This window comes from Streptosporangium sp. NPDC051022, assembly GCF_040683035.1.
Classification (GTDB): Bacteria; Actinomycetota; Actinomycetes; order Streptosporangiales; family Streptosporangiaceae; genus Streptosporangium.
Map to the genome: position 1 here is coordinate 390,908 of NZ_JBFBCF010000003.1, position 12,524 is coordinate 403,431.

14 protein-coding genes are annotated in these 12,524 nt (G+C 72.1%); 1 reads left to right on the top strand and 13 read right to left on the bottom strand.

Features of this window, described 5'->3' with window-relative positions:
- Positions 1-18: 18 nt before the first annotated feature.
- Positions 19-1,359, bottom strand: coding sequence for an FAD-binding oxidoreductase (locus AB0N02_RS08415; RefSeq protein WP_363943980.1), 1,341 nt, complete (start codon positions 1,357-1,359; stop codon positions 19-21).
- Positions 1,360-1,656: 297 nt separating this feature from the next.
- Between AB0N02_RS08415 and AB0N02_RS08420 the strand changes: the two genes are divergently transcribed.
- Complete coding sequence (locus AB0N02_RS08420; RefSeq protein WP_363943981.1) at positions 1,657-2,163, top strand: hypothetical protein; 507 nt, start codon at positions 1,657-1,659, stop codon at positions 2,161-2,163.
- Here AB0N02_RS08420 and AB0N02_RS08425 read toward each other — a convergent pair.
- From AB0N02_RS08425 to AB0N02_RS08480, 12 genes are all read right to left on the bottom strand, one after another.
- Positions 2,139-2,405 (bottom strand): hypothetical protein, encoded by a 267-nt coding sequence (locus tag AB0N02_RS08425; RefSeq protein WP_363943983.1) that lies wholly within the window; start codon positions 2,403-2,405, stop codon positions 2,139-2,141. The genes AB0N02_RS08420 and AB0N02_RS08425 overlap by 25 nt on opposite strands.
- Positions 2,402-3,448 (bottom strand): ABC transporter ATP-binding protein, encoded by a 1,047-nt coding sequence (locus AB0N02_RS08430; RefSeq protein ID WP_363943985.1) that lies wholly within the window; start codon positions 3,446-3,448, stop codon positions 2,402-2,404. The genes AB0N02_RS08425 and AB0N02_RS08430 overlap by 4 nt, the downstream gene beginning before the upstream one ends.
- On the bottom strand, positions 3,430-4,251 hold the full coding sequence (locus AB0N02_RS08435) for an ABC transporter permease (RefSeq protein WP_363943987.1): 822 nt from the start codon (positions 4,249-4,251) through the stop codon (positions 3,430-3,432). Before AB0N02_RS08435 ends, AB0N02_RS08430 begins: the two co-directional genes overlap by 19 nt.
- Positions 4,252-4,279: 28 nt before the next feature.
- Positions 4,280-5,086 carry a molybdate ABC transporter substrate-binding protein gene (gene modA / locus AB0N02_RS08440; RefSeq protein WP_363943988.1) on the bottom strand — a complete coding sequence of 269 codons (807 nt, stop codon included), beginning with the start codon at positions 5,084-5,086 and terminating at the stop codon, positions 4,280-4,282.
- A 10-nt stretch (positions 5,087-5,096) separates the two neighbouring features.
- The gene (locus AB0N02_RS08445) at positions 5,097-5,507 is read right to left on the bottom strand and encodes a helix-turn-helix domain-containing protein (protein ID WP_363943990.1); all 411 of its coding nucleotides are present in this window, start codon (positions 5,505-5,507) and stop codon (positions 5,097-5,099) included.
- Between the two features lie 581 nt (positions 5,508-6,088).
- The gene (locus AB0N02_RS08450; RefSeq protein WP_363943991.1) at positions 6,089-6,349 is read right to left on the bottom strand and encodes a hypothetical protein; all 261 of its coding nucleotides are present in this window, start codon (positions 6,347-6,349) and stop codon (positions 6,089-6,091) included.
- 66 nt (positions 6,350-6,415) lie between these two features.
- On the bottom strand, positions 6,416-7,267 hold the full coding sequence (locus AB0N02_RS08455; RefSeq protein WP_363943992.1) for a helix-turn-helix transcriptional regulator: 852 nt from the start codon (positions 7,265-7,267) through the stop codon (positions 6,416-6,418).
- Positions 7,268-7,441: 174 nt separating this feature from the next.
- Entirely contained in the window at positions 7,442-7,648 is a 207-nt protein-coding gene (locus tag AB0N02_RS08460; RefSeq protein WP_363943993.1) for a hypothetical protein, read from the bottom strand.
- Between the two features lie 138 nt (positions 7,649-7,786).
- Positions 7,787-8,599, bottom strand: coding sequence for an enoyl-CoA hydratase family protein (locus tag AB0N02_RS08465; RefSeq protein ID WP_363943994.1), 813 nt, complete (start codon positions 8,597-8,599; stop codon positions 7,787-7,789).
- On the bottom strand, positions 8,596-8,784 hold the full coding sequence (locus AB0N02_RS08470) for a hypothetical protein (RefSeq protein WP_363943995.1): 189 nt from the start codon (positions 8,782-8,784) through the stop codon (positions 8,596-8,598). The genes AB0N02_RS08465 and AB0N02_RS08470 overlap by 4 nt, the downstream gene beginning before the upstream one ends.
- Before the next feature lie 97 nt (positions 8,785-8,881).
- Positions 8,882-10,660 (bottom strand): protein kinase, encoded by a 1,779-nt coding sequence (locus AB0N02_RS08475; protein ID WP_363943996.1) that lies wholly within the window; start codon positions 10,658-10,660, stop codon positions 8,882-8,884.
- 205 nt (positions 10,661-10,865) lie between these two features.
- The gene (locus AB0N02_RS08480; RefSeq protein ID WP_363943997.1) at positions 10,866-12,227 is read right to left on the bottom strand and encodes an FAD-linked oxidase C-terminal domain-containing protein; all 1,362 of its coding nucleotides are present in this window, start codon (positions 12,225-12,227) and stop codon (positions 10,866-10,868) included.
- Between the last annotated feature and the right edge of the window lie 297 nt (positions 12,228-12,524).

The window sequence follows — 12,524 nt, forward strand, 5'->3', positions numbered from 1 at the left end:
CGGCGGGCCCGCCGGAGATCAGCCGAGGACGGGGTAGTTGCTGCGGAAGACCCCGCGGGGGTCCCGGGCGCGCTTGATGTCGCGCAGGCGCGCCAGGACGTCTCCGGGGAAGACCGCCGCGGCCCGCTCCCCGAGGCCCAGGAAGGTGTACGGCTTGTGCCCGCTGGTGTACGGCACGAGCGTGCGGGCGATCTCCTTCTGCCTGGCGTCGACACCCGCGGCGAGCTCCGGGACGGGGGTCATGCCGAGCATGTAGAGCACGTACGGCTCCGCCAGGTGGCCGCAGGCCCCGCCGCCGGGCACGGGACGGGCCAGCGCCCCGCCCAGGTGCCGGATCTGCAGGCTGAGCAGCGGGGCGATCGGTCCGGACAGCGTCGAGGCCACCGTGTCGTCGAGGTCGGTCAGCAGCTCCGCGTGCCCCAGGGCGGGGCTCGGGTCGGTCGGTTCGGCGCAGATGTCGCCCAGCTCGGCCACCGGCATCGGGCGGCGGGTGTCGGCGACCAACCCGTCGATCTTGTCGAAGCGGCGCATCAGGGCCTGCCCCTCGCCCGCCTCGCCCAGGAAGGTGACGTCCATCGCGACCAGGGACCTGCCGCGCAGGAGGTCGGGCAGGAACGGCAGCGGCGGGAAGTCCAGCAGGGTGAACCAGAGGGACAGCTCCTCGGGGGCCTCGGCGGTGACCTCGCGGAAGGCGGCCAGCACCTCGGGGGCCCGGTCCGCGGGCCACAGCATGCGTCCGCCGTACAGCAGGGGGGCGGGGTGCAGGTCGAACTCCATCGCCGTCACCAGCGCGAAGTCGCCGCCGCCGCCGCGCAGCGCCCAGAACAGCTCGGCGTCGGAGTCGGCGCTCACCCGGGTCCGGTCGCCCTCGGCGTCGACGACCTCGAAGGCGCGGACGCTGTTGGCGGCCAGTCCGTGACGGCGGCCGAACCAGCTCAGCCCGCCGCCGAGGGTGTAGCCGACCACGCTGGGCGCGGGCGAGCTGCCCGCCAGCCCGGTCAGGCCGTACGGGCTCGAGGCGGCCAGCGCCTCGCCCCACTTCACGCCCGCGCCGACCCGCGCGGTGCGCGCCTGCGGCCGGACCTCCACGCCGCCGAGCCGGCCGGTCCGCAGCAGGATCACACCCTCCGTGTCACCGGTCGCGCCGTGCCCGTTGGGCTGGGCGGAGACGGTCAGCCCGGCCAGGCGGGCGTGGCGGACCAGCGCGGCCACGTCGTCGGCGTCCTCGGCCTCGACCACGGCCAGGACCGGCTGCTCGACCATGAGGTTCCAGGGCCGTCCGGCCTGCTCGAAACCCTCGTCACCCGCGACCAGCACCCGTCCTCTGACCGCGCGCCGCAGGTCGTTTCCCATCGTCATGATCTCTCCTCGTGATTGGCTCCCTCACTCTGGCGCGTCCGGCTTGGAAGTCGGCTGGCGTTGGGTTGAGGCCGTTCTCAAGTCAGAGACAAGTGAGCCGACAGAGGACAGGTGACGTGCCGCGGACCGGCGGGCACCCAGGGTGCTCGTGAATGCCATGGCTGTGAGCGGTGAAGGCTGGCGTTTACCCATCTAACCGGCTGGACAGCTGGATTTTGCTGGAAAACCCTTGTTGAATGGATATGCCCTGGCTTGGTGATGGCACCGCCGGGTGTCGCGGGGAATGGGGAGGCCGGAATGCAGCCCTCGCCGATCGAGACCTCCGGTGGACGGGGCGGCTGGATGCGCCTTGGGGGAGACGTGCGCTCGGCGGGAGCGATCGGGCCCGGCGACCTGCGGGCGCTGCCCTGGTACGAGGCCGACGCCGTTTTCCGCTGCCGCACCTCGGGAACGCGCAGGCATCGGTTCGCCGGCCCGCTGCTGGTGGACGTGATCGGCGCGGCCGGGCCGATCTTCGATCCGGCCGAGCGCAAGGACCGGGTGCGCTTCCTGATCTGGGTCCTGGGCCGCGACGGTCATCGCGCGGTGCTGTCGTGGGGCGAGATCGACCCGGAGTTCGGCGACGCCCGGGTGCTGCTCGGCATGCGGATGGACGGCAGGCCGCTGGACGAGCAGGGGCCGCACCTGGTGGTGCCGGGCGACCGGTGCGGCGGCAGGTACGTCAGCCGGATCGCCGAGATCCGCGTCTGCGCCGACGACCGGCTGTGGGGAGTGCCGGGTCAGCCGTCGCAGGCGCAGGTGTAGGCGGGCGGATCGGCCCAGTGCAGGGCGGTGAACGGCTCCGTGCAGCAGGGATGGTGGACGCGCTCGCGGGTGATCCGGTAGCGGGCGTCGGCCCGCGGCTCGTCGGGGGACCGGCGGGGGACGGGCACGATGACGGTCCCGATGTCCTGCTCGATGTGGGTGAGCATGCCGTGGCACGGGCCGCCCAGGCAGATCGCGTTGGGCACCGGGTTGGGCACTGGGTTGGGTGCTGGGCGGTTCATGCGGGGTAGGCGTGGGTCTCGGTGGCCTTGACCGACGCCCAGATCCGCTGTCCCGGGGTCAGGTCGAGGTCGGCGACGGCGGCGGGGGTGATGTCGGCGAAGGCGCTGATCGGCCCGTCGAGATGGACGCGGACGTTGTCGCCGTGCCGCTCGATGCCGTCGATCCCGGCCTGCCAGATGTTGCGCGGGCTGCCGTCGGGGCGGTTGCGGTACAGGGCGACCGCGCTGGGCGCGAAGGCGACGAACACGGGGCCTTCGAGATGCTCTGAGACGCTGAAGAGCACCCCGGACACCTCGGCCTGCCTGCCGGTGGCGGTGGCCCGGTAGAGGTTGAGGCCGACCAGGCGGGCGACGTAGTCGGTGCGCGGACGGCGCGCGACCTCCAGGGGCCTGCCGTCCTGCACGACCGCGCCGTCCTCCACGACCACCAGCCGGTCGGCGAGCACCATGGCGTCCAGCGGGTCGTGGGTGACCAGGACGGTGGCGCCGTCGAAGTCGGCCAGATGGCGGCGGAGCTGGGAGCGGATCTCCAGGCGGATGTGGGCGTCCAGCGCGGCCAGCGGCTCGTCCAGCAGCAGCAGGCGGGGCCGTACGGCCAGCGCGCGGGCCAGCGCGACCCGCTGCGCCTGACCGCCGGACAGCTGCCGGGGCCTGGACCGGGCCTGCCCGGCCAGGCCGACGCGCTCCAGCCAGGCGGCGGCCGTACGGCGTGCCTCGGCCGTCGACGCGCCCTGGCAGCGGGGACCGAAGGCGACGTTGTCCAGGGCGGACAGGTGCGGGAAGAGCAGGTAGTCCTGGAAGACCATGCCGATCGGGCGGCGCTCGGACGGCAGGGGGTGCAGCGCGCGGCCGTCCAGGGTGATGTGGCCGTCCGAGAGGGCGGTGAGACCGGCCAGGGCGCGCAGGGCGGTGGTCTTGCCCGCGCCGTTGGGGCCGAGCAGGGCGACGACCTGGCCCGCCGCCACCTCCAGGGTGATGTCGAGGGTGAAACGGGGCCGGGCGACGACGAGGTGGGCGTGCAGGGTCACGGGCCGCTCACCCACCTGTCCCGCAGTCCGGCCAGGATGATCACGGAGACGGCGAGCAGGACGAGGCTGAGCACGATCGCGGCCTCGGGCTCGGTCTCCAGGGCGAGGTAGACCGCCAGCGGCATGGTCTGGGTCCGTCCGGGGAAGTTGCCGGCGAAGGTGATGGTGGCGCCGAACTCGCCCAGCGCCCGTGCCCAGCACAGCACGGCCCCGGCCACGACGCCCGGGGCGATCAGGGGCAGGGTGACCCGGCGGAAGACCGTCCAGCGGGAGGCGCCCAGTGTGGCGGCGGCCTCCTCGAAGCGCAGGTCGGCCGCGCGCAGCGCCCCTTCGACGCTGATCACCAGGAACGGCATCGCGACGAACGCCTCGGCGACCACGACCCCGGCCGTGGTGAACGGCAGCGAGATCCCGAAGGCGGCGTCCAGCCACTGGCCGACCAGGCCGCGCCTGCCCAGCACGAGCAGCAGGGCGACGCCGCCGACCACGGGGGGCAGGACGAGGGGGACGGTGATCAGCGCCCGCACCACCCGCCGCCCCGGGAAGTCGGCCCGTGCCAGCAGCCAGGCCAGCGGCACCCCGAACAGCAGGCACACCAGCGTGGCGACGGTCGAGGTGACCAGGGACAGCCGCAGCGCCTCCAGGACCTGCGGCTCGGCCAGCCGTCCGGCCAGCGTGGACCAGGGGGCGCGCACCAGCAGCCCGGCCAGTGGCAGGACCAGGAAAGTCATGCCGGCCACCGCGGGCAGCAGCAGCGCCCACGGCGGCCGGCCCGCCGGCCCGCTCTCACGCGGGCGGCGGGGGCGTGCCGTCGTCATCGATCCGTTCCGGTGCGTGCCACGGTGGTCAGGGGGCCTCGAAACCGGCCTTGGTCAGCACGTCCTTACCCTGCTGCGACAGCACCAGGTCGACGAACTTCTGGGCCGACGCGCCTGCGGGGGCCTTGGTGAGGGCGGCGATCGGGTAGTCGTTGATCGCCTTGTCGGCCTCGGGGAAGTCGACGCCCTTCACCTTGCCCGCGGAGGCGAGCACGTCGGTCCTGTAGACCAGGGCGGCGTCGACCTCGCCCAGCTCGACCTTGGTCAGCGTGGCCTTGACGTCCTGCTCCAGGGTGACCGGGGTGACCTTGAGCCCGGCGGCCTCCAGGGCCTTGGCCGCCGCCGCGCCGCACGGCACCTGCTCGGCGCACAGGGCGACCTTCACCTTGGGGTCGGTCAGGTCCTTCAGGTCGTCCACCCCGGCGGGATTGGCGGCGGGGACGGCGATCTGGAGCCTGTTGCGCACGAACGTGACCGGGGCCGCGGCCAGGGAGGCGTCGGTGACGGTCTTCATCGTGGCGGGGCTGGCCGCGGCGAACACGTCCGCCGGGGCGCCCTGGGTGATCTGCTGGGCCAGCGTGGCGCTGGAACCGAAGTTGAACGTGACCTTCGTGCCCGGGTTGGCGGCTTCGAACTCCTTGCCCAGCTCGGTGAACGTGCCGGTCAGCGAGGCCGCCGCGAACACCGTCACGGACGTCGCGCCGCCGGAGGAACCCGAGGCCGCGGCGGGCGCGGCGGGGGTGGCGGGGGTGCCGGATCCGCAGGCCGTGAGGCCGCAGACCAGTGCGAGAGCGGCGGGGGCCGCGAGAGCCCATCGGGAAAGACGCCTGAGCACCTCGAACTCCTTAATGACTGACCATGTGTGTGTGGTCGGTGATCTCTACGACGACGTTGGTGGACTTGACCACGGCGACTGCCACGACCCCCACCTCCAGGCCCAGTTCGTCGGCGGCCTGACGGCTCATCAGCGACACCACCCGGAACGGGCCGGCGGCGATCTCCACCTGGGCCATCACCGCGTCCTTGACCACCTCGGTCACGATCCCGCGGAAGCGGTTGCGCGCGGAGGAGCGCTCCGAGCCGCTCTCCGAGGAGATCTGCGAGCGGGCGAAGGCGGCGAGGTCGGCGCCGTCCACCATCCGGTGACCGTGGCCGTCGCGCTGCGCGGGCAGCCGGCCGGTGTCCACCCAGCGCCGGACGGTATCCGCGCTGACCCCCAGCAGCGCGGCGGCCTCGCTGATCCGAAACGTCGTCACATCAATCACCATACATTCGTAGATGCGGGCTTTAAACCCTCTATGTCCTTGCAGAAGCGGGATGTTCCCCTGCTCGGCTGTCGTATCTGAGACCTGCGAACCGTCGGCTCCCCGGGGGCGCCACGACCGTCGCGACGCCGGTTCACCCGGTCTTCCTCGTTTTGGCGATGATCATGCCATCCGGCCTCGGCCCCCCGGAGACCGCCGGGCCCGTGGCAACGGCGTCGGCGTCGCCGGAAGGGCGGTGTCACGGGGAGAACGGTCGCAGGGGAGAACGGGCTCGCGAGGAGCGATGAGGGGACACGGGCGGACGCCGGGAGAGCGGTGCCGCGGGAAGAGGGGGCTCACGAGGAGAAGGCCCCGGAGAGGCCGTCAGGGGATCCGGAGCAGCCGAGGGGGTGCCGTGACCGAGGGGGCGTCAGGAGGCGTCAGGGGGCATCAGGGGGCGGAGCCGAGGGGGACTCCCGGTGAGGGGGACAGCCGGGGGACGCGGGTTTCCGCGGGAGGGGCCGTCAGAGGGGTGGAACCGGGGGCGGCCGGGTCTCGTCCGTCCGGGCCGGACCGGTCGCCCGCGCCGGGGGTCAGGCGGGCAGTGCGGCGAGCAGGAAGGCCAGGCGCGCCGCGGCGCCCTCGACGTTGTCCGCGCTGCCGAGGCGGTATCCCCACGAGGTGATGAATCCGCCGTCCTGGGAGCACGTCACGGTCTCGGTCAGGGTGCTGCTGAAGCGGTTGCGGACGGACACATAGGCGGGGTCGTCGAACGAGACCCTCTGCACGGCCAGATCGGCGTGCTTCCGCGCCGCCGCGGCGAACCTTTCCAGACAAGACAGCGTGTCCAGCATTGTGCGTCACCTCCGTCTCGACAGAGAATTGCACGATCTTGGGAGGTTAATCAAGCAATTGCGGAACTAATCCGAGGATTGTTTTGTGAAATCCTCGAGGACCCGGACGATCACCGCCCTGGCGTCCTCCCGGAAGGCCGCGGCCTCGTGGAACTCCTCGAAGGCCCGTTCGTAGAACGTGACGTCCTCCGGGTCGCGCAGGATCAGGTCACGGGTCCTCGTGGGCACCGCGACCTGGCTCTCGTCGTAGATCCAGAAGCCGTTGATCGGCGCGGACGGCAGCGGTGTCTCGAAGGGGAGCACCCCGAACTCCACGTTCGGCAGCGTCGTGACCGCGAGCAGCCGGTCGAGCTGGCCGCACATCACGTCCGGCGGGGCCAGGCGGTAGCGCAGCGCGGCCTCGGACATGATGAACCGGAACCTCCTGCTTTGGTCGTAGAGGATCTCCTGGCGTCGCATCCGGACCCGGATGGCGGCGTCGATCTCGTCGGGCGCGTTGTAGAGACGTTTGATCCGGGTGAAGATGCTCCGGGCGTACTCGGTGGTCTGCAGCAGGCCGATGATCACGCCGGGTTCGACCACCCGGAACATCGTGGTCCGCGACTCCAGCTCCCGGATGTCCTCCTGCAGCGCGGCCAGGCCGCTGCGGTGCCGCTGCCGCCAGGAGTCCTGCCGCTCCAGCAGGGCGGAGGCCTGTTCGAGGAGCTCCTCGACGACCTCGGGGGCGGCCTCGACGGCCTGCCCCCAGAGGGTGATGTCGTCCTCGGTCGCCGTCTGGCGCGCGTTCTCGATCCGGGAGACCTTGGAGGGCTGCCATCTCAGCCGCTCGGCCAGCTCCTTGCCGGACAGCTGCGCCGCCTCGCGCAACTGCCGGAGCTGGATTCCCAGCTCCGCGCGGACCTGCTGGAACTCGCTCACCCGATCTCCTCCGCCGACCGCCGGGGGCGCGGTGCGCCCCCGTGCCCGCCGGTTCGCCTGTCCCGTGCGTTCATCCAATCATCCGCACGGTGCGCAAGAGGGTAGACCCGGGTGGGCGATCATGCCATAGATGCCCCCTCAATCGTGATCAATATTTACGTGGACGTCCGGCGTCTACGGAAGAACCCGGCGGGCGATGTCGGAGAGCAGCTCCCGGGGAACCTCGATCGCCGTCTCACCCTCCAGGACGTGACGGAGATCCGACAGCGCCTCGGTGTCGACGACCTGGAGCCCCTGGACCACGATGGTGCCGCGATCGGTCTCATAGAGGGAGGGACAGGCGCCCGCCTCCGAGGTGGAGCCGAGAAAACGCAAACGCATGACTGTTTCCTTCCCCGATCCAGCATCTTCGTGCAATTGCACGCAATCCTAGAGTTTGGAAGGTTGCGGAAGGGTTTCGATCACTAGATCACTAGATTACGGATATTTCCCCCATGGGAGTGCGAAGGGGATGTCCGATCAGGTCTCCTCCACACGGGGAACCCAGGCGGGGGGACGCTTCTGCATGAAGGCGGCGATGCCCTCCTGGCCTTCGGCCGAGGTGAAACGCTGGGCCGACAGCTCGGCCATGCGGCGCATGCCCTCCTCGACGGGCAGCGTGGGCACGGTCCGCACCAGCTGCTTGGTGAGCGCCAGCGCCTCGGGACCGCCGCGCAGCAGCATGCCGGTGTAGTGGGCGACCGTGTCGTCCAGCTCCTTCTCGGGCACGGCCCGGGTGAGCAGGCCGATCTCCTGCGCGCGGGCGGCGTCGAAGGTCTCGCCGGTGAGGAGGTACTCGGCGGCGGCACGGGGGTCGAGCCGCCGCAGCACGGTCACCGCGATCATCGCGGGGACCACGCCGAGCCGTACCTCGGTGAAGGCGAACGACGCCGAGTCGGGCGCGATCGCGAAGTCGCAGGCCGCGACCAGGCCGAGGCCCCCGGCCCGCGCGGTGCCGTTCAACCGGCAGACGACCGGCTTCGGGCTCTCCCAGATCAGGCTCATGATCTCCGGGAACGAGGCGGTCACCGGGGCCTCGTGGGCGTTGCCGGGGTCGATCCGCTGCTCCTTGAGGTCGGCGCCCGCGCAGAACACCGGCCCCGTCCCGGTGAGCACGATCACCCGTACGCTCTCGTCGGCGAGCGCCTGATTGAGCCGCTCCTCCAGGTCGCCGAGGAGCCGCACGGACAGCGCGTTGCGGTTGCGCGGGGAGTCCAGCGTGATCGTGGCGATCCCGCCGGACACCTCCTTGCGCACCAGGCGCTCCACGGGCCATCCAGCGTCGGTGTTCATGCACACTCCTTGATCACGGCCGGTACGGCTCCCGCCTCGGCCCGCGGGCCGGCCGTCACGTTCGCGCGGATGACCGTGCCCGTCACGGAGGCGGTGACACGATGTTCCATTCTCACGTCCTCCGGCGGCGCGACGGCCCGGACGGTGACGACGGTGCCGCCGGGTTCGACCTCGACGCGCAGCACGGTACCCGGCGCGGGAAAGGGGCGGGGAGCCCGGGGCCCGTTCCCGCACGCGGGCTCCGCCGGCCACGGGGACGGCTGAGGGAGGGGCGGCCCCGGGTCAGCCGCAGTGGCTCCAGCCGCTCTTCCAGGTGGCCGAGCCGTACGTGCCGCCCCACATGACGCACTTCTTGACGGCGGCGAGCCGTACCGGGCCCGCGTAGGCCGTGAAGCTGCCCGGATTGGCCCCGGACGCGCCACCCTGGACCTGCAGCGTCGCGTTCATCTTGATCTTCCCGGGAACCACGTACTTGGACATGGTGACGACGCAGTTCCTGCCCGCGGCCGAGCTGTAGAGCAGGTAGACGGTCGCGGAACCGAGCCCCCTGGAGTCGATCACCTTGTAGCCCGAGCCGCACACGCCGGCCGCGGTGTAGGGGTTCGGCTTCGGCGAGGGCGACGGCTTCGCGGTCGGTTTCGCCGTGGGTTTGGGGGTGGGTTTGGGGGTCGGCTTCGCCGTGGGCTTGGCGGTCGGTTTCGCGGTCGGTTTCGCGGGGGAGGTCGCCGTGGGCTTCACGGTGGGCTTCACGGTGGGCGGCGGGGTCGGCACGTCGGTGTCCTGGACCTCCTCACCCGGCTTCAGGCCGCCTCCGGAGTCGTCGTCCGCGTTCCCGGTCGGTTCCCGGCTGGGCTTCGGCGACGCCTTGGCCGTCTGCGCGGGCGCCGGGGTGACGCGGGCGACGGGCGCGACGGTCTTCTTCCCGGTGGGGCTCGGCGTGGGGGACTCCCACGCCGCGGGCGGCTCGTCGGGGGTGAGCGCGGGATCGGGGTCCTCGGCCGCCTGAGACGGGGGCGTCGAGACGGCGGCCTGCGCGCTGGAGACCTTCCCGTCGCCCTGGAGGGCCACGACGGCCCCCACCGTCGTGGCGACCGCGACCGCCCCGGCCACTCCGGCGAGCAGCAGCCCGGCCGGCCGCCGTGCCTTCCTCCTGCCCGGGGACGGGGCGGCGGCGGGGGCGGGGGACCGTACGGTGCCCTGGGCGACCGGCGGGCCCGGGAGAGGAACGGGGGCCGGCCGCCGGACCGGGGAGGGAACCGTCGCCCCCATCAGATGGCCGACGAGCTCCTCGGCGGTGGGGCGCAGCGACGGGTCCTTGGACAGGGACGCGGCGACCAGCGCGCGCAACTGCCCCTCCAGCCCGCTCAGGTCGGGCTCGACGGTCAGGATCCGGTTCATCACCACGGCGATGGAGTCGGCGCCGAACGCCGGGGTCCCGGTCGCGGCGAAGACCATCGTGACGCCCCAGGCGAACACGTCGGCCGCGGCCGTCACCTCGCCGCCGCCGAGCTGCTCGGGAGCGAGGTAGGACGGCGTCCCCATCGCCGTTCCGGTCGCGGTCGTCCCGGGGGAGTCCAGCGCCTTGGCGATGCCGAAGTCGATCACCACGGGTCCCTCGGGACCCATCAGCACGTTGGCGGGCTTGAAGTCCCGGTGCAGGATCCCGGCCCGGTGGATCGCCGCCAGCGCGGTGGCCGTGCTGACGGCGAGGCGGTCCAGCGCGGCGCCCCGCCGCGGGCCCTCGCGGTCGACGAGCTGCCGCAGGGACGGGCCGGGCACGTACTCGCTCACGATGTACGGCTGGCTGCCCGCGAGGTCCGCGTGGAGCACGGGGGCGGTGCAGAACCGGGCCACCCGCTGGGCGACCGAGACCTCCCGCAGGAACCGCGTCCTGGCGTCCGGATCGCTCGCCAGCCCGTGGTGGAGGAGTTTGACGGCCACCTGTTCGCCACCCGGCCCCCTGCCGAGGTAGACGACCCCCTGGCCTCCCTCGCCGAGCCGGCCGGTCAGCTCGAACTGCCCGAGCCGCGGAGGATCCTCCGCCGCGAGCGGCTGTACCACGATGACCCCCCGACAAAACCTACGAATTGGGTTATGTGGTGCAGAACGCTACCAGCGTGAGCGATGACACGGACGATGTCACCGGATGGCCGCCGCCGAGGGGAATCCGTCCGAGCCGTCTCCCGCCGCCCGCCCCCGTCACCGCCGGGGGCACTCCCGCGACCCGCCGCCGGGGCCGCCCGTCCGGACGGCCCAGGCGGACTCCTCAGATGGCCTTGCCGGGGTTGAGGATGCCGAGCGGATCGAAGACCCGCTTGATCCCGTGATGGATCTCCTCGGTGACCGGCCCGGCCTCCAGCGAGAGCCAGCGCCGCTTCAGCAGCCCCACGCCGTGCTCGCCGGTCAGCGTGCCGCCCATCGCCAGGGCCTCCTTGAAGACCTCGTCGGCCGCCGCCCACACGTTCGGCGGCGGCTCGGTCAGGCCGTGGTCGAAGATGAAGACCGGGTGCAGGTTGCCGTCACCCGCGTGCGCGACGGTGGCGATCAGCACGTCGTGCCTCGCCGCGATGGCCTCGATCTTCTCGATCATGTACGGCAGCGCCGAACGCGGCACGCACACGTCCTCGACGAGGCACTTGCCGAGCCGCTCCTTGGCCTGGTAGGCCATCCTCCGCACCCCGATCAGCTCCTCGGCCTCCTGCGCCGAGGAGGAGACCGCCACGAAGGGCGAGCCGGCCGCCGTGCACAGCTCCGCCATCCGCCCGGCGACCGAGGGGCCGTCCGCCGCGTCCGACTGCGCGATCAGCATCGCCTGGGTGGACGCCTCCAGCCCGATGTTCCGCCAGTCGTCGATCGCCTTCAGCGTGGTCCGGTCGAGCATCTCCAGCAGTGACGGCTGGCACCCGGCCGCGATGATCGCCGCCACCGCGGCCGCGGCGTCCCTGAGGGAGCTGAACTCCGCCGCGATCGTCGCCGGGTAGACCGCGGGGGCCCTGCGCAGCCGTACGGTGGCCTCGGTGATCACCCCGAGCGTTCCCTCGGAACCGGTGAACAGGCCGGTCAGGTCGTACCCCGTCACGCCCTTCACCGTGCGGCGGCCGGTGTTCAGGACCCGTCCGTCGGCGAGCACGACCTCCAGGCCGAGCACCGAGTCGCGGGTCACGCCGTACTTCACGCACCGCAGCCCGCCCGCGTTCGTCGCCAGGTTGCCGCCGATCGTGGAGATCTCGTAGGAGGAGGGGTCGGGGGCGTACATCAGCCCGTGCCGGCGGGCGGCCCGGTCCAGGTCCGCGGTGATCACGCCGGGCTCGACCACGGCGATCTCGTCGGCGGGGGAGAGCTCCCTGATCGCCGCCATCTTGTGCAGCGCCAGGACCACGCCGCCGTCGACCGACGTCGCTCCGCCGGCCAGCCCGGTTCCCGCGCCTCTCGGCACCACGGGCACCCGGTGCGCGGTGGCCCACCCGAGGGTGGCGATCACGTCCTCCCGGGTCTCGGCCAGCACGACGGCGAGGGGCTTGCCCGGGGCGAGGAAGGTCCGGTCCCGCGCGTAGGAGTCGGTGACGTCGGGGTCCGTCAGCACCTTCTCCGGGGAGAGGGTGGCGACGAGTTCGGAAATAGCGCTCACACAAGGACTGTACGGCCCGCCTCCAAGCCCGTGTCAGGGCGCCTCGGGGACCGCCTCGGAAAGGGCGGCGTCACCGGAGGCCGAGACCCGCGCTACCCCGGTGAAGAGGGCGGATAACGGGGTGCCTCGCGAAGAAATCCCAGGTATTTGGGGACAAAAGGTGAAAGTTACTGCAAGGAAATTCCATGGCGTGCTTATGCGGGCGAGGGAAGGTGAGGGTTCTCCCAAAGGTGTTGAAGCGGCCGGACCGCGGGAGAAGTTTCGGCTCATACAGCTGTCGCCCAAGCGGAGGGAGCG